The organism is Deltaproteobacteria bacterium GWC2_55_46 (genome assembly GCA_001595385.3).
In the GTDB taxonomy this organism is placed as follows: domain Bacteria; phylum Desulfobacterota; class GWC2-55-46; order GWC2-55-46; family GWC2-55-46; genus UBA5799.
This window is the reverse complement of record LVEI03000001.1, coordinates 897,501-920,519: the sequence shown is the minus strand read 5'-3', so window position 1 is coordinate 920,519 and position 23,019 is coordinate 897,501. Positions and strand designations below refer to the sequence as shown.

The following is a 23,019-nucleotide window of genomic DNA, read 5'->3' as shown; positions in this document are numbered from 1 at the left end:
TATGAAAAAAAAGATCCTTGTCGTAGACGATGAAGAGGGCTTGAGGCTCCTTTACAAGGAGGAGCTCGAGGACGAGGGCTGGGAAGTAGAGCTTGCGTCCTCTGGAGAAGAGTCCCTCGAGAAGCTGGAGAAGGATTCCATAGACCTGGTGCTCCTCGATATCAAGATGCCCGGAATGGACGGGGTCGAGGTGCTCCGGCGCGTAAAGGAGAAATGGAAGGACCTGCCGGTCATCCTCTGCACGGCGTACCCCCACTACAAGCACGACTTCGGCACATGGGCGTCTGACGCCTATATCACCAAGTCCTCTGACCTCACCGAGCTCAAGCAGACCATCACCGATATCCTCGGAAAGAAGCGATGATCCTTGTTACCGGCGGAACAGGTTTCGTCGGTAGCAGCCTGGCAAGAGAGCTTCTTAAAAACTCGTACAGGGTGCGTTGCCTCGCCAGGCGCCCGGAGAGGGCTGCGGCCCTTGGTGAAGCCGGCTGCCAGCTCTTCAAGGGCGACGTGACCAGCATCTCGACCGTCCTCAAGGCCATAACGCCGGAGATCGAGGCAGTCGTGCACCTCGTGGGGATCCTGGCCGAATCAAGGGGCGCTTCCTACAGGGCGGCGCACGTCGAAGGCACCCGGAATGTCGTGGAGGCATGCAAGGGGTTGGGTGTGTCCAGGCTCATACACATGAGCGCGCTCGGCGCCCGCGCGCTCGCCCCGAGCGAGTACCACAGGACCAAATGGGAGGCCGAGGAGATAGTCCGCGCCTCAGGCCTCGAGTATACGATATTCAGGCCTTCGGTGATATTTGGCAGGGAAGACCGTTTCACCAACGTATTCGCCAGGGCGATGAGGCTCGTGCCCATTGTGTTCGTGCCGGGCAACGGGCAGAACAGGATGCAGCCTGTCTTCGTGGAGGACGTCGCGCGCTCCTTTGTTCAATCGCTCAAGAAAAAAGAGACCATAGGAAAGGCCCTTGAGGTCGCGGGGCCGGAGCCCCTGACATTCGACGAGATAATAGGCCGGATAGGAGAAGCCATAGGGAGGCGGCGGCCATTGGCGCACGTGCCGATGCCTGTTATGAACGTAGCGGCGTTTTTCGCGGAAATGCTCCTGCCGAGCCCACCATTCTCGAGGGATGCCCTCAAGATGCTCCTGGAGGAGAATACGACATCCAGGAACGCCCTTGTAGAGGTCTTCCGCATGAGGCCGGTAAGTCTCTCTGAGGGCTTACAGACCTATCTTCACTGACAGTCCGCAATCTGCTAACAGCATGAAATAAGTCCATCTGCGTCGTTGTCCTCGTCGCTTCGCTTCTACTACGGCGTACCAAAGAAGTACGCCTTGTTCCTCGCTCCCCGATTTAATGGGGCCTCGCATATGGAGTTTTTTTGAGCAGCCTGAATAAAAACTGTGTTTTTCAGCAACCTTAATAAAAGCGAGCCTAACCGGCCACCGGCGGCGCAATTAAATCTTGCGGTGGGCTTTTTTTTCTGCTATTAATTATCGTTGTCTTTTCTCCCGGGGGGTTAGCTCAGATGGGAGAGCGGCACGTTCGCAACGTGCAGGCCACCGGTTCGATCCCGGTACCCTCCACCATCAATATCAGGGGCTGCTCTCAGGCGGCCCTTTTTTGTTTTCAATCCATCGCCTCAGGGCAAACCATTTGATTTCATTAGCAGACATGCTATAATCCGGTAAGATTGGAAGCGTTTAAATGGCTGTAAAGAAGCTCGGAGAAATACTCGTCGAGTCGGGCCTTATAAGCACGGAACAGCTCGACGAAGCCCTTAAGGAGGGCAAGGGCAAAGGGCAGAGGCTCGGGACCATACTCGTAAAGAAAGGGTATGCGACCGAGATGGACATCGCCCAGACCCTCTCTTTCCAGCTGAACATACCTTTTGTGGACATCGAGTCTACCATAGACCTCGAATCCATCAAGCTCGTCACGGAATCTATCTGCAAAAAATACGTCCTTATGCCGCTTTACCGCGACGGCAAGGTATTGCATGTCGCTATGGCGGACCCGCTGAACCTTAACGCCATAGACGACCTGAGGTTCTCGACCGGCCTCGACATAAGGCCTTTCGTGGCTACCCTTGCCGACGTATCAACGGCCATCAGCAGGTATCACCACATGAACGAGCCTATGGAGGACCTTGTCCAGAGCTTCAAGAGGGACCAGTACGTCGAAGTCGTCCACGAGACGGACTATGAGGACCTCTCCACTTACATCCAGAAGAGCGCGACACCGCCCATAATAAAGATGGTCGATTCCATCATCATCCAGGCCCTTGAAAAAAGGGCGAGCGACATCCATTTCGAGCCGCAGGAGACCTTCGTAAAGCTCAGGTTCAGGATAGACGGCATCATGCGGGAGATGCTTCAGCTTCCCAAATGGGTCAACGGCCCGGTGGTATCGAGGATCAAGCTCATGGCCAAGATGGACATAGCCGAAAGGAGGGTCTCTCAGGACGGCAGGATCAAGGTCAGGCTCGGGAAAAAGGGGCTCGACCTGAGGGTCTCTACGCTGCCGACCCAGTACGGCGAGACAGCTGTCCTGAGGCTCCTTGACCCGAAGGCCGCGGCCTTGAGCTTTGATAATATAGGGTTCGCCAAAGAAGAGACAAAACGGCTCGTAACGGCCATCTCCAAGCCCCAGGGCGTGGTCATCGTGACCGGACCGACCGGGTGCGGGAAGACCTCCACCCTCTATTCCATGATAAGCCGCGTAAAGAGCGACAGGATAAACATCATAACCATAGAGGACCCTATAGAGTACGAGCTAAAGGACGTAAACCAGGTGGCGGTCAATGAAAAGACCGGCCTTACCTTCGCCTATACGCTCCGGTCGGTCCTCCGGCAGGACCCGGACGTCATACTCGTCGGGGAGATAAGGGATGAGGAGACCGCTATAATAGCCCACCAGGCCTCCATGACAGGCCATCTCGTCTTCTCGACCCTGCACACGAACGACGCCGTATCTTCCGTAACAAGGCTTAAGAACATGGGCGTGCCTGTCTACATGATAGCCTCGGCCTTGAACGGCATAGTGGCCCAAAGGCTCGTAAGGAAGATATGCGAGCACTGCAAGGCGGCGTACGTCCCGAGCGCGGATGATTTAGACCTCCTTGGCGCCAGGCCATCCGTTGGGATGCTTTACAGGGGAAGGGGCTGCGGCAAGTGCGGCGGCAGCGGCTATCTCGGCAGGACAGGCATCTTCGAGATAATGACGGTGAACAGGAAGATAAAAAACCTCATCGCCTCGGATTCTCCTGAAGAGGTGGTCCTTGAAGCCGCCATCGAAGCTGGCATGGTGACACTCCGTCAGGACGGCTTAAGGAAGGTCCTGGCAGGCCTGACAACCGTAGAGGAGCTTTCAAGGGTGGTCTGCCTCGCGGACGAGGAAGCCGGTGACGCCGGGCATGTGCATGTGCCAGGGGGCTCAGGCAGGCTTTGCATGGTCTGCGGCCATGCCTTGAACGAATACTGCCCTGCCTGCGTTAAAACGAAGTCCACCGGAAAAGCCCCTGTAAAGCCCTGAAGCTCTTTCCCATGATCTCCCCTTTCTGTTTTTCATTTTCATTTTAAACCAAAAAATGTAAACTGGCAGGATGTGAATGGATGTGTCCGGCGAGGTATCCGGCCCATTCCGCCATTACAAGCCATGCTATCCAGAAGAACAGCCTTTTTCGCCCTTATAGCGGCCCTCGTTACAGCTGCTGTCTACCTGCCTGCCCTCGGCAACGGTTTTGTCGATTGGGACGATTACGTCTATCTCTATGAGAGCGAGGGGCTAAGGCTCACCGGGCTACAATTCCTCAAGTGGGCGTTTACGTCTATCGTGCACTCGAACTGGCACCCGCTCACCATCATCACATACGGGGTCGAATACGAGCTCTGGGGCTTCGATCCTTTCGGCTACCATCTCGTAAACGTCCTGCTTCACGCGGCAAATACCTTTCTGGTCTTCGTCCTTGCCTCACAGTTGTTCGTCCTTGCGTTTCAAAAAAGCAGCGACGCACATCTGCTCCGGGAGAAGGCCGTCCTTGCGGGCGCTTTCATGGCGGCCATTGTATTCGGCCTTCACCCCCAACACGTCGAGTCGGTGGCATGGGTCTCGGAGCTGAAGGACGTCTTAAGCGCCTTCTTTTTCCTCTTGAGCGTGCTCTTGTATATCCGCTATGCGAAAGGGGAGGGAAGGCGGGCTTATTTTTATGCGCTCTCTTTCATCTCCTTCTCCCTCGCTCTTTTAAGCAAGCCCATGGCCATAACACTCCCTATAGCGCTCCTCATCCTTGATTTCTATCCGCTGGGAAGGGCTCATGGGCTTATGGGACTCAAAAAAGCAGTAATCGAGAAGCTCCCTTTCCTCGCGCTTATTCCTGTAGTAGCCCTGGTAACGGTATGGGCACAGGGCGGGGATAGAGCCATAGCCCCTCTGATGGTCTCTCCCATAAGCGAGAGGATAGATATCGCCATAAGGGGATTTGCCTTCTATCTCAAAAAACTCTTTTTCCCTGCCGATCTTGTCCCGTTTTACGTGAGGCCGTTGGCGGGAGAATTTTACAATCCTGGATTTTTCCTGAGCCTCTTTGCCCTATCCTCCATCGGGGCGGCCTCTGTCGTTTTAAGGAGAAGGGCGCTTTCAGCCGCGTACCTCTACTATCTGATAACGCTTCTCCCTGTCATCGGCCTGGTCCAGGTAAGCGATATGGCTGCCGCTGACAGGTACAGCTACCTGCCGAGCCTCGGTCCAGTGCTCTTCTTGTCCGGCGTGGCGGCCTTGTTTGTCTCAAGAAGCCATAGAAGGCTCGTTCTTCTGGCCGCCGTATTCATACCTGCGGCCCTGGTCATGGCCTTTCTTACCGTGAAGCAGATATATGTCTGGAAGGACTCCGTTTCTCTCTGGACTCAGCAGATAAAGGTCTATCCCACGATGATACAGGCCTACGCGAAAAGGGCCAAGGCATATGAGAAGGCCGGCATCTTCGATAAAGCGGCCGAGGATTATACGGGCATAATAAACAAGGCGCCCGCTGACCTCCAGCTACTGCTATTGAAGCGGGCGGAGGTATACGTGAAGGCAGGCAATAACAGGATGGCTATCCGGGACTATGACCTGGTCATCGGCCTGGATGAGCGAAACGGGGCAGCTTATTCCGGGAAGGGGGCCGTTCTTTTTCAAGTTGGGGACCTCTCCGGGGCTATATCGAGCTTCCAGAAGGTCCTGGAGATAAGGCCGGGAAACCCGGCCGCGCTCTTTAACCTCGGGATAGCCTACTCAACGGCGGGAGAGTCGGAAAAGGGGATCGAGCTTATAAGGGAGGCCGCCCGGCTGGGGCTTCCCGCGGCGAGCGACTACCTTGGGTCGGATGTGCCGACGCCGTAACCGTTTTTTTACCACGCAGTACAGAAGACAAAGGTGTTTAAGCGCAATAAAAAAGCGGCGCGGGTTTTGGCCCGCGCCGCTTTTTTTAACCCTTGCCAGGCAAGCCTCAGTATGCGCCGCTCCCGGCTGACCCGCCGCCATTGTACCCCACGAACGGCTTAAGGTAATTGGCGTTACGCCCCCATATGGAGCACCTCTTGGTCCAGGGGCTTTCTGGGTGAGTCATCACGAGCTGGCGGCAGACCTCCGAGAGCTTGTCGGTCTCGCCTGTGAGCTTGAATGCCGCGGCCCCGAGATAGTACTCGGCCTCCGGCACGAGCTCTGAGGCTGGGTGATCGTCTACTATCATCTCAAACTCCCGTTCGGCCTCATCAAAGCGCTGCATGTGGAACGCCGACAGCCCCTTGGAGAGCAGTAGTTGAGGGATGAAGTCCTCGGCTGGCAGGTAGCCCTCCCAGCGCTCAAGGGCGTTGCCCTCCTCGTCGCAGACTACGAACGACGGGGTCCAGTCGACCCTGTATTTCATGGCCATCTCCGTATCTTTCGTGATGTCGATCGATACTGGCACGGTTTCGCGCTCGATGGCCGCAACGCACTTTTCGTCGGTGAGGACCTCCTGCAAGACCTTCTGAGAGCCTTCGCACCCGGGGCTCGTGAATACAAGGAGCGGAAGCCTTGTGCCGCCGGCCGCCTCCGAGATCGCCTCTGCCAGGTTCTTTTTCCAGTTCATGCGTGTCATAATAGCACCTCCGTTTTTAAAAGAGAGATCGGGCCCAAACACTGAAATTGAATTTCGTTTTCATTATATCGCACCAGCTTTTCGCGGTCAAAAAATATAAAAACCATAACCAGGCGCCCCTGTATTGCTTGACTTGCGCCGATGGTTTCTGTAAATTACCACTGCGAAAGGGGATGATAAATGAACAGGTTGCTTTCAAATAGCAGGTATCTTGTCATCATACCGGTCGCGGTCTCCCTTCTGGCCGCCGCCGCCGCCTTCATCTGGGGGGGCTACAGGACCGTCAGCGTGATAGCCCATCTCGTCTCCACCATCGGGACGATGGAGGAAGGCCACGCGATAATAGAGCTCATCCCCATAATGGATACCTTCCTCATAGCGACCGCTTTATTGATATTCGCCCTCGGCATGTACGAGCTCTTCATAGGCGAGGTGGATTTCCCTGAGTGGCTGGTCGTACACGACCTCCATGACCTCAAGGCCAAGCTGGGGAGCGTTATAATCCTCGTTATGGCCGTAGCCTTCCTTGAAAACCTCATCAAATGGAAGGACGCCTGGGAAACCCTCATGTTCGCCGGCGCGATAACCCTGGTCTCCGCGGCCCTCATCGCCTTCAGCTACTTCATGGGCAAGGATTAACCTGTCCGTTGGTACGGGTTGACATATCCGTCAAGATCGCTATAATTTACACACATATCGCATCTTTGAAGCCTCTCTCCGTCAAACCCACATAACCCTCAGCATGACAGAAAAGCATCTCTGAGCCATATTGTTTACGTGCCGGTTCGAGAGCTGCGGAAAATGGAAGCGTCTGTTAGGCAATTTAACCATGGGCATTTCTCCGAAAAGGCCCATGGTGGAGGGGTATTTGTGGCTGACAGGAACGAACGCAAGGTGCTGATAGTCGATGACGAGGAGACCGTTGGACTTGGAATAAGCGAGATACTGAAGGATGACGGGTTTGAGGCAGCTTACGTCGTAAACGGCAAGGAGGCGGTAGAGGCCATCAAGGCAACGCCATACAGCCTTGTCTTTATGGACATGATCATGCCCGGGATGAACGGCCTTGATACCTACAGGGAGATAAAAAAGATAAGGCCGAACGCCAGGGTGGTGCTCTTTACAGGATACTTCAGGGACGCTGAGGACGTCATCCTTCAGGGCATCAGGGAAGGCATGATAGACGAATTCATAAGGAAGCCGTATTTTGCCGACGAGATAGTGCGCTCGGCAAGGAAGTACGCCTGAGCCATATTCCACTCCATGCCGCCGTTTAACAGGCTGCCGAAAAAGTCCATTTGCGTCGTTGGCTTCAGAAGCTTGTAGTAGCGGAAGAGTACGCCTCCTTTCTCGCCCCCCGATTTAATGGTAGCCTCGCATATGGTTTTTGAACCTTAAGAAAATCTGTGTTTTTCAGCAAATTTTTAATCAAAAGCGTCCTGCCGGCATATCTTTTTCATCCAAAAAAGATTTCACCTCCCTCAAGTAATCTTTTGGCTGGGCGTCCCAACGTGTGCTATACTTTTGTCTCGCAAAGGCCCTGGGTTTACCCCCTTGGCCTTTATATTTTTTCTGAGCGCGGTGATAAATGGGTAGAGCTGTAATACACCTTGACCTCGACGCCTTTTTCGCGTCGGTCGAGATCAAAAAAATGCCGGAACTGCTGGGCAGGCCTGTGGTGGTCGGCGCAGACGGCGACCCCTCGAAAAGGGGTGTGGTCTCGGCCGCATCCTATGAGGCGCGAAAGAAAGGCATAAAGGCCGGCATGCCTTTGAAGCAGGCCCTCCGGCGCTGTCCAGAGGCTGTATTCCTGCCGGTAGACTTCGAGGCGTATGAAAGCGCCTCAGAAAAGTTCCTGTCGATACTCAGGGACTATAGTCCCCTGGTCGAGTCATTCGGCCTTGACGAGGCCTTTGTCGAGGTCCAGCAAGGCCCTGGGCAGGACCCGTTCCCGAACGCGGTCGCCATGGCCCGCGAGATGAAAAGACGCGTTAAAAAAGAGCTTGGGCTTACGGTATCGGTAGGGGTGGCGCCAAATAAGCTTTTGGCAAAGATGGCTACGGACGCGGGCAAGCCCGACGGCTTTTTAGTAGTGGAGGAGAATGAGGCCGAGAAGTTCCTCCGTGACCTGCCGGTAAGGAGGCTCTGGGGCGTGGGCGCAAAGACCGAGGCGAGGCTCAAGGAGCTGGGGATAAATAGCGTCGGGGATCTCTCAAAGACGCCCGTGCAGCATATTGTGAGGAACTTCGGGCCGAATATCGGGAGGAGCCTGCATGAGCACGCCAGGGGGGTGGACTTGAGCCCTGTGGTGCCCTTTTATGAGCCGTCTTCCTTCAGCAGGGAGGTCACCTTCGAGGAGGACACCACCGACCTCCATGTCGTCAAAGAGACCTTGAGCGGGCTTACCCAGGACCTTGTTAGAAGGATCAAGGCCGAGGGGTACAAGGCTGGGACGGTCTCCATAAAGGTGCGTTTCAACGACTTCAGGACCATTGCAAGGGCAGAGACGATGGAACTCACTACAGAGTCGATGAACGATATCTGGGCCGCCGTTTTGAAGCTCGTCGACGCGGTCGACTTCGACCGGCCTATAAGGCTGGTCGGTGTGAAGGTCTCTAACCTTGAGTGAAGAAGTGCCTGCCCCCTCAGGAACGGCGCTTCTGATTTCTACAAGATGGGTACAGATAAAGGATATTTGCGGTACTCCCGCTTCGGGGTCGTCTCGGCTCTCATTGCGGCCGCCTTCTTCGGTCTAAGCACCCCTTTTGCCAAGATCCTCGCGGGGATGATGAGCCCGCTTATGCTCGCCGGCCTATTGTATCTCGGCAGCTGGGCGGGGCTATGCCTCGTCTCCTTGGTAAGGGGACTTAACGCGAGATACGTCCGCGAACCCGGGCTTGAAAAAGGGGATTACATCTACCTCGTCGGCTCGATAGCCGCGGGCGGCATCGCGGCCCCGATACTGCTTATCCTGGGACTAAAGGGCTCGGCTGGCTCGGTCGCCTCGCTGATACTCAATGTAGAGGTCGTGTTTACCGCGCTCATCGCCTCTTTTGTCTTTAAGGAAGAGGTAGGCCGCCGTGTCTGGTGCGCGGCAGGGTTGATGCTCATCGCAGGCTCTGTCCTTACAACAGGTCCTTCCCCGGCCGGATGGTTCCGGATAAACGCCGGTCCAGTCCTTGTGGCCGGAGCCGCCCTCATGTGGTCTATCGACAATAATCTTACCCGGCGCCTGTCACATAAGGACCCGTTCCTTATAGCCAGGATAAAAGGGCTTGCCGCCGGGACGGCCAGCCTCTTCCTGGCCCTTGTCGCGAACGAGAATATCCCGGAGCCCGCGCCGCTCGCTTCAGCCCTCATTCTTGGCGCCTTGAGCTACGGGGTCAGCCTGGTATTTTTCGTCTATGCCCTGAGGCATCTCGGGGCGGCAAGGACAGGGGCATACTTCGGGATCGCGCCATTCGTGGGCATGGCGGCGTCCATCGTCGTACTGGGCGAGCCGGTCACGCTCATGCTGGCGGCGGCTTTTGTATTTATGGCGGGAGGCCTGTGGCTCGTCATGAAGGAGTTCCATGCGCATATGCACACGCATGAGGCCTTGAGCCACGAGCACAGCCATGTCCATGACGAGCATCACGACCACGAAGAAGGCACGGAAGTACCACATTCCCATCATCACGAGCACGGGGCCATGGCCCACTCACATGCCCATGTGCCGGACCTCCATCACTTCCATAAGCACTGATAATGGGAAAATCGTTTTTTGCTGAATAAGGGGCTGGAAGATATCAGGTAAGTTGTCCGGCTGACCTTTCAATTGGCGGTCTTCTCAAGCGCCTCTCCGGGCCAGAGCCTCTTTTCAAGCTCTTTTAAAAGAACGGCCAGGCTCTTTGAGTCAATGGCAGATATGTTGATGGCCTCATACCTCCGGGCGAGGTTATTCGCCACCACGGGGTCCATGAGGTCCGTCTTGTTGAAGACCAGAAGGCGCGGGATCTCTTTTAGCCCTATATCATCGAGCACGTCTTCAACGGTCTTGATCCTGCTTTCAAATGCGGGGTTGCTGAGGTCTACGACGTGCATGAGAAGGTTTGCGTCCTCCATCTCTTCAAGGGTAGACTTGAAGGCCTTGAATAGGTCCTCAGGCAGGTCTTTTATGAAGCCGACGGTGTCGGTTATGACCGTGTCCCGCTCTTTCGGGAAGCGGAGCCTCCGGGAGGCGGTATCGAGGGTGGCAAAGAGCTTGTCCTCGACGAGAGTGTCGCTTCTGGTGAGCGCGTTGAGAAGTGTCGATTTGCCGGCGTTCGTGTAGCCGACGATCGAGATGATGGGTATGCCGCTTCCGGCCCTTCTCCGTCTTCTCTCGTACCTGCCGCGGCTTAAAGACTTAAGCTCCTTTTCAAGGTGAGTTATCCTGTCCTGCACGCGGCGCCTGTCTACCTCGAGCTTCGTCTCTCCAGGGCCCCTTCCGCCTATGCCGCCCATGAGCCTCGATAGCGATGTCCCCTTGCCGGTGAGCTTGGGCAGAAGGTACTTGAGCTGCGCGAGCTCCACCTGCACCTTGCCGTCCCTTGAATGGGCGCGCCTGGCGAATATGTCGAGTATGAGCTGGGTCCTGTCTATTACCTTAAGTTCCATTATCTCGCCGAGCTCCCTTATCTGCGTGGGCGTAAGCTCCTGGTCGAAGATGAGGAGGGTGGCGTCCTTCTGGAGGGCCTTGATTATGAGGTCTTTTATCTTCCCTGTGCCCATGAGGTACTTCGGGTTGAGCTTTTCGGGCCTCTGGCAGGCCATGTCGAGGACGACCACGTTGTCGGTCCTGGCAAGCTCTTTAAGCTCTTCAAGGGATTCCATCTGCTCTTCCCTTGGACGAGTGGCAACACTCACCAGGATGGCCCGCTCCCGCTTGTCGCGCACGTCCCGGGTTATCGCGCGCCCCATCTCCTCTTCAAGGGATGAAGCGAAGCTTTCGGCGTCGATATCGAGGGCGTGGAAGGGCTTCGGCTGGTCGACCTCGTAGGTCTCGCCGTCAGGGTAGTACGGCAGCAGATGCGCGATATGGATATCTGCCGGAAGGCCGTCCTCTTTAACGCCTATGGCGGCGATGAGGTCGAGCCTCAAGAGCGCGAGGTCTGTCAAGTCGTCCTGGGAAAGCGGTTCGTTCTTCAGATGTGTGTGTACGCACCTCACCCCGCGAAGGTGCTTTCTGCCAAGCGGATAGCCAGAGAGTACAGGGATGACTATTTCGCGCTCGTCGCCCACGATAACGGCGGCGATAGCCCCTCTTCTGTTGACGATTATGCCGAGCTGCCTTTTGATCTCCCTTGAAAGCTCGGTCAGGGACCTGCCGAGCTCAGGCGTAATGACCCTTGAAGGCGTGACCTTGCGGGTGTATATCCTCTCTATGGCCTTCAGCTGGCTCGCCTTGAGGCCGGAGAGGTTTCCGAATACCTGTGCTATGCGAAAGACCTCCTCTTTAAACAGTTCCATTAAAATTATATCATATGGGCGGTCGAAAACAATCTGATTATGGTTACATTTATCAGAAGTTGACTGGGGCTCTGTTTTTTGTTAAGACCTTTTAAATAGCGGGAGGAAGATCATGATAAAAGACAAGGGCATGCTCATAGGAGGGCAATGGAGGAGATCGGATAAGGCCCTGGAGGTCAAAAGCCCTTACGACGGCTCTGTAGTGGGCAGGACCTTTCTGGCAACCGATGCTCAGCTGGAAGAGGCCCTCGCGGCCTCTGTTGCCTCCTTCGGCGAGATCAAAGGTCTGCCAGCATACAGGCGCTCCGAGATATTGAGAAAGGTCGTCAATGGGCTTGAGGAACGCGAAAAAGAGATAGCGACCGCGATAACTTTAGAGTCAGGGAAGCCGATAAAAGACGCCCGTGGCGAGGTAAGAAGGGCTGTCAATACGTTCCAGCTCGCCTCCGAAGAGGCCAAAAGGCTCGGGGGCGAGGTCATCCCCCTTGATATAAGCCCGGGGTCTGAGGGCAGGTTTGCCATCGTGAGGAGGTTTCCCATAGGCACGGTGCTCGGCATATCTCCCTTTAATTTTCCCCTGAACCTTGCCGCCCACAAGGTCGCCCCGGCCATGGCCTCAGGAAACCCTATTATCCTTAAGCCCTCGCCCAAAACGCCCATCTCAGCCCTGCTCATGGGCGAGATAGTCACGGAGGCGGGCTGGCCATCCGGCGGGCTCAATATCGTGAACTGCTCGAATGAGCAGGCTCAAAGCCTCTGGCAGGACGAAAGGATAAAGAAGCTCTCTTTTACCGGCAGCGCGAAGGTCGGGTGGGCGTTAAAAGAATTTGCTGGCACGAGGAAGGTGACGCTTGAGCTGGGCGGCAACGCGGGGGCTATAGTCCACGGGGACGCTGACCTGGCGCTTGCCGCGGCGAGGTGCGCCATCGGGGCCTTTTCAAACGCCGGACAGGTTTGCATATCGGTGCAGAGGATATTCGTGGACAGGGTTGTATTCGATGAGTTCATGGATAGATACCTTGATGAGTGCCGGAAGATAAAGATGGGAGACCCGCTCGATGAGCCAACCGACCTTGGCCCGATGATAGAGGAGGCCGCCGCGATAAGGACCGAGCAGTGGATAAAGGAGGCTCAGGCAGAGGGGGCCAGGGTCCTTCTTGGCGGCAAGCGCCACGGGAGCTTCATGGAGCCGACGGTCATGACCGGGACAAGGCCCTCGATGAAGGTCTGCGGAGAGGAGGCCTTCGCGCCTTTGGTATCGATAGAGCCATATGATTCATTCGACGAGGCCATCGATCTGGTGAACAGCGGGCTTTACGGGCTGCAGGCAGGTCTTTTCACAAGGGACATGGGCAGGATAATGAGCGCGTTTGCCAGGCTTGAGGTCGGGGGGGTGGTCGCAAACGACGCGCCTGCCTACAGGGTAGACAACATGCCTTATGGCGGAGTCAAGATGAGCGGCTTTGGCAGGGAGGGCGTCAGGTACGCCATCGAGGAGATGACAGAGCCAAGGCTCCTTGCCGTAAGGTGCTGAGGGCAGGCGTAAGTAGCCTTTCAGGCTGGATTTTCCATATGTTGTGGTGAAATATGGATATTTATCATCATAAACCGGCCCGGGAAATGGTATAAGAGCATCAATAGGCTCTTTCAAAAAAATCTTGTATTTCATTTTTTTGTGGGTTAGTATACTGTATACATAAGAATGGAGTTCTATCCGCTTCTTTTAAACCAAAAAAATCCGGAAAGGGTGGTGATAGGAATTGGCGCTTAAGATTACCGAAGACTGCGTTGCTTGCGGGGTTTGTCTGCCGGAGTGCCCTGTTAATGCCATCTCTGAGGGGGATATCTATGTGATCGACCCCAATGCCTGCGTCGAATGCAAAGGCCATTTTGACACACCGAAGTGCGCTGAGGTTTGCCCGGTCGACTGCTGCGTGCCTGCCTAATGTTCGCGGCAGGACCCATGGGGGTCCGCTGTTACATCGGTTGGCAGCCGTATAGTGTTTGATTCTGATCATGTAGCCTGCCCCTGCCGCTGAAGGCAGGGCGGCGCATGCTCTGGACTCTTGAGACCCCGGTAGTAGAGCGGGGTTATTTTTTCTGTTTGTATCTTTCCCTGTGAGTTTCTGATTGCCGCTTTAAGGCGGCGGAAGGCCCGTTCGATGAGAGAGTTTGCCGTATTCTGGGGCTGCACCATACAGACCCGTTTCCCGTTCATTGAGAAATCGACCCGCCTGGTCCTGGATAGCTTCCAGCTTCCGTACAGGGACGTAGACGGGTTCACGTGCTGTCCTGAGAAGTCGCTCGTAAACAACATAGACCACGGGGCCTTCGTGCTGACGGCCGCGAGGAACGTCGCTGTCGTGGACGAGCTTGACATCGACCTCGTAAGCCCGTGTACGGGCTGTGTTTCCAACCTTGCCACCGTAAAGGGCGAGCTAAACGCGAACCCCAGGGAGAAGGCCGAGGTGAATAGCCTTCTGAAAGAGGTGGGGCGCGAGTTCAAGGGGGCTTCAAGGCTGCAGCACCTGGTCCCGTTCTTCCACGACGCGGTGGGCATCCATAAGATAAGGCAGAAGATAAAGAGGGACTTTACAGGAATGCGGATAGCGCTCCACTACGGCTGCCACATGATAAGGCCCTCGCACGCCCTTAATAACGACGACCCGCTCAACCCGAAGAAGTTCGACAACCTCATAAGGGGCCTCGGCGCGGAAAGCCTCCAGCACATGAGCAAGCTCATGTGCTGCGGACAGGGGCTCGACAGGGTCGACGAGCACGACAGGGCGCTGGATTTCGCAAGGGTAAAGCTCCGTGAGCTTAAGGCCATAGGCGCTGACGCGCTCGTCCTTTGCTGCCCGTCCTGTTTCCTTCAGTTCGACAACAACCAGTTCCTCATGGAAAAGGAAGGGGAGAAGTTCGGGATCCCCGTAATATATTTCACAGAGCTCCTTGGCCTTGCCCTGGGCTACAGCGCCGAAGAGCTCGGTATCAACAGCCACAGGGTCGACTGCAGCCCCTTTATCGCCAGGTGGGAGGCGCTTTCAAAGAAGCCGGCCCCGTCAGAGGGCATAGAGGCCGGGCTTACAGGCCCTAACGCCCTGGGCTAAGGGAGACAAGGACCGCCATGTTCGAAGCCACACTTGATTTCAAGCTCCTTGAGATGTGCTCGAAGTGCGGGGGCTGCTACTCCATATGCCCTTCATGCATGCACATACCCGGGTACGACCCCAGGGCCGTCATCCAGGACATACTCAAGGGCGAACACGAAAAGTGGCTCTCTTCCCGCCATATATGGGAGTGCCTTGAGTGCCACTACTGCCTTGAGATGTGCTACCAGCATTACGGGTTCGAGAACGCCATGGCCGCCCTGAGGAACATCGCGGCGAGGAAGGGCATGCACCCGCCGCAGGTAAAGAGGGGCTGGGATATGTTCGTCAAGACGAGCAGGCTTGGAGAGCCTTCCCTGCCGGCGAGGAAAAAGCTTGGCCTTCCGGAGCCGAAGGCTTCAGGGGCGGAAGAGTTCAGGAAGCTCTATGCGCTCATGCAGGACAGGCGCGCCGGCTCAGGCGAAACAAAGAAGTAAAATTACTTGGAGAAGGTGAAGCTGTGAACCATAACTACCAGAAGGACATATCTGGCTGCGGGCTTACCGGCCTTATAAGCAGGAAGAGGAGGAGGCTCAGCGGCAGCCACATAGTCAAATCGCTTTGCCTCATGAACGACAGGGGCAACGGCCTTGGGGCCGGGTACGCCGCCTACGGCATATACCCCGAGTTCAAGGACTTCTACGCCTTCCATATAATGTTCGACGAGCCCTCGGTCAGGTGGACCGTGGAGGAGTTCCTCAAGGGCAGCTACCATATAGAGAAGATAGAGGAGATACCCACAAGGCCCGTGAAGGCCATACCCATAAGCCCGCTGCTGGTAAGGTACTTCGTCTCTCCCTTGAAGGAGAAGATCGTGGGTGACGCCAAGGAGTCCGACTTCGTGGTCTCGACCGTCATGAAGGTAAACTCCGAGATCGACGGCGCGTACATATTCAGCTCAGGCAAGAACATGGGCGCCTTCAAGGGCGTCGGCAACCCGTGCGATATAGCGGAGTTCTTCAAGATAGAGGAGTACGAAGGCTACATCTGGACAGCCCATACGAGGTTCCCGACGAACACGCCGGGCTGGTGGGGAGGGGCGCACCCCTTTACCCTCCTTGACTGGTCGATAGTCCATAACGGCGAGATATCATCTTATGGCATCAACAAGAGGTATCTCGAGATGTACGGCTACAAGCTGACTCTCCTTACGGATACCGAGGTCGCGGCCTATCTGCTCGACCTGCTTATCAGGAGGCACGGGCTTTCCATCCCGGTTGCCTGCGCGGCGCTGGCCGCCCCGTTCTGGAAGAAGATAGACGGGATGGACCAGGCGGAGAAAGAGGCGCTTACCGCGCTGAGGCTCACTTACGGGAGCGCGCTCCTTAACGGCCCGTTCTCGATACTCTTCGGCCACAGCAACGGCCTTGTCGGGATAAACGACAGGATAAAGCTCCGTCCCCTTGTGGCGGCGATAAAGGACGACGTGACCTACATGGCCTCGGAGGAGTCGGCCATAAGGGCGATATGCCCGGCGCCGGACAAGGTCTGGGCGCCAAAGGCCGGAGACCCGGTCATAGTCGACCTGGAAGACTGAAGGTTGAATAAAAAAAGAAGGCGCGCCGCTTGAACCTGGCGGCGTAGACGGAGGAATAGAGGAAAATGTTCAAGAGCCTTGCGCCACCTGAGTATCTGGCGACAATAGACAAGGTAAAGTGCATTCGGTGCAAAAGGTGCATCCAGAACTGCGGCTGGGGGGTCTACTCCTGGGGCGGTGAAAGTATACTCATAGACACCTTTAAATGCGTGAGATGCCTGAGGTGCTACCATTACTGCCCCGAAGAGGCGATACAGATACTGGAGAACCCGACCAAGTTCAAGCAGAACGCCTATTGGAGCTTCAATAATATACGGAACATAAAGAAGCAGGCCGAGACAGGCGGCATACCGCTTACCGGCATGGGCAGCGACATGCCGTATACGATACTTTTCGACAACCTCCTTATAGACGCCTGCCAGGTAACGAACCCTTCCATCGACCCCCTGAGGGAGCCGATGGAGCTCCGGACCTACCTCGGCAAGAAGCCGTCGAGCGTTAAGATCGAGAAGGCAAAGGACGGCAAGCTCAAGCTCGCCGAGCCGATGCCCCCGCAGATAAAGCTCGACGTGCCGATAATCTTTTCTCCGATGTCCTTCGGTTCTATCAGCCTTAACGCGCAAAAGGTGCTCGCGACGGCGGCCAAGGCCTGCGGCATAGTCATGAACACGGGCGAGGGCGGCCTCCACGAGGACCTCATCCCCTATAAGGACAACATAATCGTCCAGGTCGCCTCCGGAAGGTTCGGCGTGAACCCTGACTACCTGAACGCAGGAGTAGCGGTCGAGATAAAGATAGGCCAGGGCGCGAAGCCCGGCATAGGCGGCCATCTGCCCGGAGAGAAGATACCGCTTGAAGTCGCAAGGACTAGGATGATACCGGTCGGGACCGACGCCCTTTCTCCCGCGCCGCAGCACGATATCTACTCGATCGAGGACTTAAGGCAGCTCATCTACGCCATAAAAGAGGCGACCAACTACAAGCCTGTCTCGGTTAAGATCGCCGCCGTGCATAACGTTGCGGCCATAGCCTCCGGCATCGTAAGGGCCGGCGCGGACATCGTCTATATAGACGGCTTCAGGGGCGGCACGGGCGCGGCGCCTTCGATAATACGGGACCACCTCGGCATACCCATTGAGCACGCGATAGCCGCCGTAGACGACAGGCTCAGGCAGGAGGGCATAAGGAACGAGGCCTCCATCATCGCCGCCGGAGGCATCAGGTCCAGCGCTGACGCGGCAAAGGCCATAGCGCTCGGCGCCGACGCCGTCGGCATCGCCACAGCCGCCCTCATAACGATGGGCTGCACCACATGCGGCAAGTGCTACACCGGGAACTGCTCCTGGGGCATCACCAGCCAGAGGCCGGAGCTTACGGCCAGGCTCGACCCGGAGGTCTACTCCGAACGGCTCATCAACCTCATACACGCATGGACCCATGAGCTGAAAGAGATCCTCGGCGCCCTCGGCATAAACTCGATAGAAAGCCTGAGGGGCAACCGCGAAAGGCTCCGCGGCGTTGGCCTCGACACATTCACGCTCGACATACTCGGCGTGAAGCCAGCTGGCAGATAGAAGACGGTAACCGAGAACTTGAGAGGGATATAAAGAGATGGTAGAGATCAACGCTGCAGGGACATATTACCGCGACCTTAACAAGAAGGTGCGCGAGGCTGTAGAGAAGGGCGAGAAGGATATAGTCCTCAAGAACGTGAACGGCCAGTACTACATAGGCGATGGGCTTCGCGGCAATGCCTCGATCACGGTCGAGGGCGTGCCCGGCAACGACCTGGCGGCCTTCATGGACGGCCCCACGATAAGGATCAAGTCGAACGCCCAGGACAATATAGGCAATACCATGAACAGCGGCAAGGTCATCGTCGAGGGCAACGCCGGCGACGTGCTCGGCTACGGCATGAGGGGCGGCAAGCTCCACATCCGGGGCGACGTAGGCTACAGGGTCGGCATCCATATGAAGGGCAATAAAAAGCAGGCGCCCACGATAATAGTCGGCGGCACAGCCGGGGATTTCTTCGGGGAGTACATGGCCGGAGGCCTTCTCGTGCTGCTTGGGCTCGGCAATGACGGCCCCATCGTAGGGGACTACCTCGGCACCGGCATGCACGGCGGGACCATATTCATAAGGGGAGAGGTGGAAAAGGAGTTCTGCGGGGCAGAGGTGGGCATCATGGAGCCTGACGAGGATGATATCAAGGTTCTTAAAGAGGCCCTTGCCGATTATTGCGCCGACCTTGGGCTTAAGCTCGAGGATATCATGAAAAAGGGCTTTAAAAAGCTCATCCCGGTATCGGCAAGGCCTTACGGCAACCTTTACGCCTATTAAAATAGACCTGGAAAATCCCTGTCCGGTTGTACCGGACAGGGATTTTTTTTGCTCTTTTGGCCAAAGGTCATAACCCTTGACTTGAGGGGTTTAAAAAAGTAATATATAACAGTATTGGAGGATTTTTAATGGCCCTGGATAGATTTGAGAGGCTGGAAGAGGGAATGACACGCCTTCTGGCCGCCTACGAGACGCTTTCAGCTGAAAAAGAGGGGTTTAAAGAGGCAGTTAGCTCAAAAGACCTTGAAATTGCAGGGTTAAAAGAGAAGCTCAAAAGGCTTGAAGGAGAGCGGGACCAGGTCAGGGAAAAGGTCGACGGTCTCCTTGCCAGGATGGAGTCCCTGATACAGGGCGCGTGAGGCTCGTTTGAAGAAGGTAGCTGAGCTCAGGATATTCGGCCACAAGCTTCTTGTCAAAAGTGATGAGGGCGAAGAGTACATACGCGCTGTCGAAGATTACCTTAACACTAAGATAGAGGAGGTAAAGGAGAGCACAAAGGCGGTATCTACCCTGGACCTGGCTTTATTAGCCGCGCTCAATATCACCGGCGAGGTCATCAAGACAAAGGAGATACTCGAAAGGCTGGGAAGGAAATCCGAAGAGCTTGCTCATGAGATAGACAGAAGGCTGGTAAGTTAGCCTTTCCCCCTGCCAGGTTTGTGATCGGTCAGTGTATTTCGAACCAATACTCTGAATAAGGGAGCCTCCCCTGGCTGCGGCCGGCATGTCCCCTTGAGGGAAAGCCGAAAGCTTCCACAGGGCGCCCACCTGCATGGCAGGTTCAAATAACAATCGACACGGCTTGCGCGGGGGGATGTATAAAAAGCGCTGGGGCAGATAACCTGGTTAAAGGCCGATTCAGATACCTCGTTTTTAAATAACGTGTTTCCCAATGATAAAACCGATTGATGTGAGGAAATAGAGTACCCAGGACCCCGCGCCAGCCGGGACGCACGCTTTTCTGTCATTTCTTCAGTCTCACCCAAGCTCTGTCCACCCCTTCCTTCCAAAGGTAAATGATGAGGTTTGCCAAAAAAGAGTCCCTGAGAGGCGAACTTCTCGAGACGAGAAGGGAACTTTCGTTCGAGGATGTCTATGCCTTGAGCCTCAAGGTCCAGCAAAGGCTCATAGACTCTCATTTTTTCAGGGATTCGGCGAAGCTGGCCCTGTACTACAGCTTTGGGAATGAAGTCCTCACCGACGAGGTCTTCAGGGCCGCCATCGGCTCCGGCAAAGAGGTCTACTATCCGAGGGTGGCGGCAGGCAACGGGCGAGCCCTTAAGTTCTTCAGGGTCCGCTCGCTCGATGAGATGGAGCCAGGCGCCTACGAGGTCCGCGAGCCGCTGGATGGGACCGCGGCAGTCGGGGCGGAGGCGTTTGACCTCATAGTGGTGCCGGGAGTCGCATTTGACGAGCGCGGAGGCAGGATCGGTTTCGGCAAGGGCTACTATGACGCGGCACTCGGTTCCGCAAAGTGCTCCATAGTGGCGCTGGCTTACGAGTTTCAGGTTCTTAAAACAAAAATCCCCCTTGAGCCCCACGACGTAACGGTCTCGGCTATCGTAACGGAGAAGCGAGTCGTGTTGACAGGGGCGCATGAGGGGACGCAAAGGGGAGGATCCGGCGTCTGAGGGCGTCGTTAGCCCCCCCTATTAAATACACGGCAGAAAGGGGCACATCCGGTTATGGAATTATCAACCATCATCATCGTTGCTGGAATAGCGGTCTTTGCGATTATCATAGGGGTCGGGATCGGGTTCGTCACAAGGAAGAAGATAGATGAGGGCAACCTGCACTCCGGCAGAAAGACGGCCGACTCTATCGTGGCTGACGCAACGAAAGAGGCCGAGAACGTAAAAAAGGCTGCCGAGCTCGAAGCCAAGGACATGATCTTCGAGGGCAAGAACGAGTTCGAAAAGGAGACCAGGGAGAGGAGAAAAGAGCTGCAGTCCCTTGAGAGGAGGGTGCAGCAGAAGGAAGAGAACCTGGATAAGAAGTCTGAGGCGATGGACCGCAAGGACGCCGACTTCCAGAAGAGGGAGAAGACGGTCGCCACACAGGAAAAGAAGCTCAAGGACATGGAGACAGAGGTCGAAGGCGTAATAGCCGAGCAGAAGGCCAGGCTTGAGGGGCTTGCCGGCATCTCCGCCGAGGAAGCCAAGCGGATGCTCCTTGAGAACATGGAGAACGAGGCCAAGCACGAGGGCGCCAAACTCATAAAGCGCATAGAGGATGAGAGCAAGGCCGAGGCCGACAAGAAGGCGAAGGATATAATCGCGCTGGCCATACAGAGGTACTCAGGCGAGTACGTGGCGGAAAGGACCGTCTCCGTCGTGAACCTCCCCAACGACGAGATGAAGGGCCGGATCATAGGCAGGGAAGGACGGAACATCCGCGCCATCGAGGCCGCAACAGGCATAGACATCATAATCGACGACACCCCTGAGGCGGTGATACTCTCCGGGCACAACCCGGTGAGGAGAGAGATCGCAAAACTCTCGCTGGAGCGCCTCATAACCGACGGCAGGATACACCCGTCGAGGATAGAGGAAATCGTCACGAAGGTCGAAACCGAGGTGAACCAGGCCATAATGGAGGCCGGCGAGCGGGCGATATTCGACACGGGCCTCCACGGCATACACAAGGAGATACAGAAGCTCATCGGGAGGCTCAAGTTCAGGACGAGCTACGCGCAGAACGTCTATTCGCACTCGCTGGAGGTCGCCTTCATATGCGGCGTCATGGCCTCCGAGCTGGGTCTTCCGACCAAGATAGCCCGGAGGGCCGGGCTCCTCCACGACATAGGCAAGGCGGTAGACCACGAGATAGAAGGGCCGCACGCCGCTATAGGCGCCGATATGGCCAAGAAGTACGGCGAGGCGCCTAAGATAGTCGCAGCCATAGGGCAGCACCACGACGACACGCCGGAGTCGATCTTCGGGATACTGGTCCAGGCCGCCGATACGCTTTCCGCTGCGAGGCCGGGGGCAAGAAGAGAGATGCTCGAGAGCTACATTAACAGGCTCGATGACCTTGAGAAGATAGCCAAGGGCTTCGGCGGGGTCGAGAAGGCCTATGCCCTTCAGGCCGGCAGGGAGATCAGGGTCATAGTCGAGACGGCCGTGAGCGACGAGGGGGCCGTGGTCCTCTCCAAGGACATAGCCAGACAGATCGAGAAGGACCTTACCTATCCGGGGCAGATAAAGGTCACGGTGGTAAGGGAATCAAGGGCCGTGGAGTTCGCGAAGTAGTCTGTCTTGCAGAGGGTTTGCGGCCGGAGAAGATCCGGCAGGCATGCCAATTAAGGTATCAACTGAATTGAAAACAGGACCGTGCCTGGCGCGGTGCGCTGGCACGGTGAGATGGAAGAGTTAAAGGTACTTTTCATAGGCGATATAGTCGGGCGGCCCGGCAGGCTGGCGGTAAGGGAGCTTCTGCCGCGCCTTGTGGGGAACTATTCACCTGACCTCGTCATCGCCAACGGCGAGAACGCCGCTGGCGGCTTTGGGATAACGCCAGAGATAGCCGAGGAGCTTAAAAAACTCCAGGTCGATGTAATCACCTCCGGAAACCACATCTGGGACAAGAAGGACATCTACGATTACATACGCTCCGAAAGGAGGCTCCTGCGTCCGGCCAACTACCCGGCGGGCGCTCCTGGGAGCGGCTGGGGCGTATACGAGTGCGCTGGAGGCGCGAAGGTCGCTGTCGTAAACCTCATGGGCAGGGTCTTTATGGACTGCCTTGAGTGCCCGTTCAGGGTCGGCTCCGAGCTCGTAGGGAAGCTCAGGGAAGAGGCACAGGTAGTGATTGTGGACATGCACGCTGAGACCACCTCTGAGAAGATGGCCCTTGCGTGGCATCTTGACGGACTGGCGAGCGCCGTCATCGGCACTCACACGCACGTGCAGACATCCGATGAAAGGGTGCTCGCGGGCGGGACGGCCTTTATAACCGACGCTGGCATGACAGGGCCGACGGAATCGGTCATCGGGATGAAAAAGGAGATAATCCTCGAGAGGTTCCTCGGGCAGATGCCGGTAAGGTTCGACGTGGCCACCAAGGGGGTCGAGCTCCAGGGCGTGGTCGTGACCATAGGCCTGGGCGACGGCAAGGCAAGGAAGATCGAGCGGATAAAGATGCCGCTTGAGAAGGAATTGTAAAAAAAGGGGCTATGGACGCTAAAGGTCAGCTTGAGATAATCAAAAGAGGCACCTCAGGGATAATCACCGAGGGAGAGCTCCTTAAAAAGCTCCAGACCTCGGCGGCCAAGGGAAGGCCATTGCGCGTGAAGGCGGGCTTCGACCCGACCGCGCCGGACCTCCATCTGGGGCACACGGTCCTCATACAGAAGCTCAGGCACTTTCAGGAG

23 protein-coding genes, 1 tRNA gene and 1 other RNA gene (1 of these 25 cut by a window edge) are annotated in these 23,019 nt (G+C 56.2%); 22 read left to right on the top strand and 3 right to left on the bottom strand.

Annotation, left to right across the window (positions count from 1 at the left end; translation table 11 throughout):
* The first annotated feature begins 1 nt into the window (after window position 1).
* The 5 genes from A2V21_304385 to A2V21_304365 all read left to right on the top strand — a co-directional run bounded on the left by A2V21_304385 (window position 2) and on the right by A2V21_304365 (window position 5,389).
* A complete protein-coding gene (locus A2V21_304385; protein OIJ73566.1) occupies window positions 2-364 on the top strand; it encodes a two-component system response regulator in 363 nt (120 codons plus the stop codon).
* Entirely contained in the window at window positions 361-1,248 is an 888-nt protein-coding gene (locus A2V21_304380) for a hypothetical protein (protein ID OIJ73565.1), read from the top strand. The genes A2V21_304385 and A2V21_304380 overlap by 4 nt, the downstream gene beginning before the upstream one ends.
* Before the next feature lie 272 nt (window positions 1,249-1,520).
* Window positions 1,521-1,596, top strand: a tRNA-Ala gene (locus A2V21_304375).
* A 118-nt stretch (window positions 1,597-1,714) separates the two neighbouring features.
* Entirely contained in the window at window positions 1,715-3,541 is a 1,827-nt protein-coding gene (locus A2V21_304370; protein OIJ73564.1) for a hypothetical protein, read from the top strand.
* A 123-nt stretch (window positions 3,542-3,664) separates the two neighbouring features.
* The gene (locus A2V21_304365; protein OIJ73563.1) at window positions 3,665-5,389 is read left to right on the top strand and encodes a hypothetical protein; all 1,725 of its coding nucleotides are present in this window, start codon (window positions 3,665-3,667) and stop codon (window positions 5,387-5,389) included.
* Window positions 5,390-5,495: 106 nt separating this feature from the next.
* On the opposite strand, the gene A2V21_304360 is transcribed toward A2V21_304365, so the two are convergent.
* Entirely contained in the window at window positions 5,496-6,128 is a 633-nt protein-coding gene (locus A2V21_304360; protein ID OIJ73562.1) for a hypothetical protein, read from the bottom strand.
* A 180-nt stretch (window positions 6,129-6,308) separates the two neighbouring features.
* Between A2V21_304360 and A2V21_304355 the strand changes: the two genes are divergently transcribed.
* The 4 genes from A2V21_304355 to A2V21_304340 all read left to right on the top strand — a co-directional run bounded on the left by A2V21_304355 (window position 6,309) and on the right by A2V21_304340 (window position 9,873).
* Window positions 6,309-6,767: a hypothetical protein gene (locus A2V21_304355; GenBank protein OIJ73561.1), complete on the top strand. Its 459-nt coding sequence runs from the start codon at window positions 6,309-6,311 to the stop codon at window positions 6,765-6,767.
* Between the two features lie 231 nt (window positions 6,768-6,998).
* The gene (locus A2V21_304350) at window positions 6,999-7,376 is read left to right on the top strand and encodes a hypothetical protein (protein ID OIJ73560.1); all 378 of its coding nucleotides are present in this window, start codon (window positions 6,999-7,001) and stop codon (window positions 7,374-7,376) included.
* 340 nt (window positions 7,377-7,716) lie between these two features.
* Window positions 7,717-8,757 (top strand): hypothetical protein, encoded by a 1,041-nt coding sequence (locus A2V21_304345; GenBank protein ID OIJ73559.1) that lies wholly within the window; start codon window positions 7,717-7,719, stop codon window positions 8,755-8,757.
* Between the two features lie 45 nt (window positions 8,758-8,802).
* On the top strand, window positions 8,803-9,873 hold the full coding sequence (locus A2V21_304340; GenBank protein OIJ73558.1) for a hypothetical protein: 1,071 nt from the start codon (window positions 8,803-8,805) through the stop codon (window positions 9,871-9,873).
* A gap of 68 nt (window positions 9,874-9,941) precedes the next feature.
* Here A2V21_304340 and A2V21_304335 read toward each other — a convergent pair whose 3' ends face one another.
* Window positions 9,942-11,618 carry a GTPase HflX gene (locus tag A2V21_304335; protein ID OIJ73557.1) on the bottom strand — a complete coding sequence of 559 codons (1,677 nt, stop codon included), beginning with the start codon at window positions 11,616-11,618 and terminating at the stop codon, window positions 9,942-9,944.
* A gap of 112 nt (window positions 11,619-11,730) precedes the next feature.
* On the opposite strand from A2V21_304335, the gene A2V21_304330 reads away from it, so the two are divergent.
* Window positions 11,731-13,152: an aldehyde dehydrogenase gene (locus A2V21_304330; GenBank protein ID OIJ73556.1), complete on the top strand. Its 1,422-nt coding sequence runs from the start codon at window positions 11,731-11,733 to the stop codon at window positions 13,150-13,152.
* 100 nt (window positions 13,153-13,252) lie between these two features.
* Here the strand turns inward: A2V21_304330 and A2V21_304325 are convergent, their stop codons facing one another.
* The gene (locus A2V21_304325) at window positions 13,253-13,636 is read right to left on the bottom strand and encodes a hypothetical protein (GenBank protein ID OIJ73555.1); all 384 of its coding nucleotides are present in this window, start codon (window positions 13,634-13,636) and stop codon (window positions 13,253-13,255) included.
* A 144-nt stretch (window positions 13,637-13,780) separates the two neighbouring features.
* On the opposite strand from A2V21_304325, the gene A2V21_304320 reads away from it, so the two are divergent.
* The 12 genes from A2V21_304320 to A2V21_304265 form a co-directional block, all read left to right on the top strand.
* The gene (locus A2V21_304320; GenBank protein OIJ73554.1) at window positions 13,781-14,728 is read left to right on the top strand and encodes a hypothetical protein; all 948 of its coding nucleotides are present in this window, start codon (window positions 13,781-13,783) and stop codon (window positions 14,726-14,728) included.
* A gap of 17 nt (window positions 14,729-14,745) precedes the next feature.
* Window positions 14,746-15,204: a hypothetical protein gene (locus tag A2V21_304315; protein ID OIJ73553.1), complete on the top strand. Its 459-nt coding sequence runs from the start codon at window positions 14,746-14,748 to the stop codon at window positions 15,202-15,204.
* A 23-nt stretch (window positions 15,205-15,227) separates the two neighbouring features.
* Window positions 15,228-16,304, top strand: coding sequence for a hypothetical protein (locus tag A2V21_304310; protein ID OIJ73552.1), 1,077 nt, complete (start codon window positions 15,228-15,230; stop codon window positions 16,302-16,304).
* 65 nt (window positions 16,305-16,369) lie between these two features.
* The gene (locus A2V21_304305; GenBank protein ID OIJ73551.1) at window positions 16,370-17,878 is read left to right on the top strand and encodes a glutamate synthase; all 1,509 of its coding nucleotides are present in this window, start codon (window positions 16,370-16,372) and stop codon (window positions 17,876-17,878) included.
* A 37-nt stretch (window positions 17,879-17,915) separates the two neighbouring features.
* Window positions 17,916-18,647 (top strand): hypothetical protein, encoded by a 732-nt coding sequence (locus A2V21_304300; protein OIJ73550.1) that lies wholly within the window; start codon window positions 17,916-17,918, stop codon window positions 18,645-18,647.
* 128 nt (window positions 18,648-18,775) lie between these two features.
* Window positions 18,776-19,006: a hypothetical protein gene (locus A2V21_304295; GenBank protein OIJ73549.1), complete on the top strand. Its 231-nt coding sequence runs from the start codon at window positions 18,776-18,778 to the stop codon at window positions 19,004-19,006.
* Between the two features lie 7 nt (window positions 19,007-19,013).
* Window positions 19,014-19,286 carry a hypothetical protein gene (locus A2V21_304290; GenBank protein OIJ73548.1) on the top strand — a complete coding sequence of 91 codons (273 nt, stop codon included), beginning with the start codon at window positions 19,014-19,016 and terminating at the stop codon, window positions 19,284-19,286.
* A 3-nt stretch (window positions 19,287-19,289) separates the two neighbouring features.
* Window positions 19,290-19,464, top strand: a non-coding RNA gene (gene ssrS, locus A2V21_304285) — 6S RNA.
* A 202-nt stretch (window positions 19,465-19,666) separates the two neighbouring features.
* On the top strand, window positions 19,667-20,278 hold the full coding sequence (locus A2V21_304280; protein OIJ73547.1) for a 5-formyltetrahydrofolate cyclo-ligase: 612 nt from the start codon (window positions 19,667-19,669) through the stop codon (window positions 20,276-20,278).
* Window positions 20,279-20,332: 54 nt separating this feature from the next.
* Window positions 20,333-21,898, top strand: a complete 1,566-nt coding sequence (locus tag A2V21_304275; protein ID OIJ73546.1) for a ribonuclease Y — start codon at window positions 20,333-20,335, stop codon at window positions 21,896-21,898.
* Window positions 21,899-22,009: 111 nt separating this feature from the next.
* Window positions 22,010-22,810 (top strand): metallophosphoesterase, encoded by an 801-nt coding sequence (locus A2V21_304270; protein ID OIJ73545.1) that lies wholly within the window; start codon window positions 22,010-22,012, stop codon window positions 22,808-22,810.
* A gap of 11 nt (window positions 22,811-22,821) precedes the next feature.
* Window positions 22,822-23,019: the 5' end (the start) of a tyrosine--tRNA ligase gene (locus A2V21_304265; GenBank protein ID OIJ73544.1), read on the top strand. The gene runs 999 nt beyond the window's last position; 198 of the gene's 1,197 nt are visible here — the first part of the coding sequence; it begins with the start codon at window positions 22,822-22,824; its stop codon lies beyond the right edge, outside the window.

Coding starts and splice junctions, on each gene's coding strand:
- A2V21_304335 (OIJ73557.1), bottom strand. CDS start 11,618: ATGGAACTGTTTAAAGAGGAGGTCTTTCGCATAGCACAGGTATTCGGA.
- A2V21_304360 (OIJ73562.1), bottom strand. CDS start 6,128: ATGACACGCATGAACTGGAAAAAGAACCTGGCAGAGGCGATCTCGGAG.
- A2V21_304325 (OIJ73555.1), bottom strand. CDS start 13,636: ATGATCAGAATCAAACACTATACGGCTGCCAACCGATGTAACAGCGGA.
- A2V21_304355 (OIJ73561.1), top strand. CDS start 6,309: ATGAACAGGTTGCTTTCAAATAGCAGGTATCTTGTCATCATACCGGTC.
- A2V21_304330 (OIJ73556.1), top strand. CDS start 11,731: ATGATAAAAGACAAGGGCATGCTCATAGGAGGGCAATGGAGGAGATCG.
- A2V21_304370 (OIJ73564.1), top strand. CDS start 1,715: ATGGCTGTAAAGAAGCTCGGAGAAATACTCGTCGAGTCGGGCCTTATA.
- A2V21_304340 (OIJ73558.1), top strand. CDS start 8,803: ATGGGTACAGATAAAGGATATTTGCGGTACTCCCGCTTCGGGGTCGTC.
- A2V21_304275 (OIJ73546.1), top strand. CDS start 20,333: ATGGAATTATCAACCATCATCATCGTTGCTGGAATAGCGGTCTTTGCG.
- A2V21_304270 (OIJ73545.1), top strand. CDS start 22,010: ATGGAAGAGTTAAAGGTACTTTTCATAGGCGATATAGTCGGGCGGCCC.
- A2V21_304365 (OIJ73563.1), top strand. CDS start 3,665: ATGCTATCCAGAAGAACAGCCTTTTTCGCCCTTATAGCGGCCCTCGTT.
- A2V21_304305 (OIJ73551.1), top strand. CDS start 16,370: ATGTTCAAGAGCCTTGCGCCACCTGAGTATCTGGCGACAATAGACAAG.
- A2V21_304315 (OIJ73553.1), top strand. CDS start 14,746: ATGTTCGAAGCCACACTTGATTTCAAGCTCCTTGAGATGTGCTCGAAG.
- A2V21_304280 (OIJ73547.1), top strand. CDS start 19,667: ATGAGGTTTGCCAAAAAAGAGTCCCTGAGAGGCGAACTTCTCGAGACG.
- A2V21_304345 (OIJ73559.1), top strand. CDS start 7,717: ATGGGTAGAGCTGTAATACACCTTGACCTCGACGCCTTTTTCGCGTCG.
- A2V21_304380 (OIJ73565.1), top strand. CDS start 361: ATGATCCTTGTTACCGGCGGAACAGGTTTCGTCGGTAGCAGCCTGGCA.
- A2V21_304320 (OIJ73554.1), top strand. CDS start 13,781: ATGAGAGAGTTTGCCGTATTCTGGGGCTGCACCATACAGACCCGTTTC.
- A2V21_304300 (OIJ73550.1), top strand. CDS start 17,916: ATGGTAGAGATCAACGCTGCAGGGACATATTACCGCGACCTTAACAAG.
- A2V21_304295 (OIJ73549.1), top strand. CDS start 18,776: ATGGCCCTGGATAGATTTGAGAGGCTGGAAGAGGGAATGACACGCCTT.
- A2V21_304385 (OIJ73566.1), top strand. CDS start 2: ATGAAAAAAAAGATCCTTGTCGTAGACGATGAAGAGGGCTTGAGGCTC.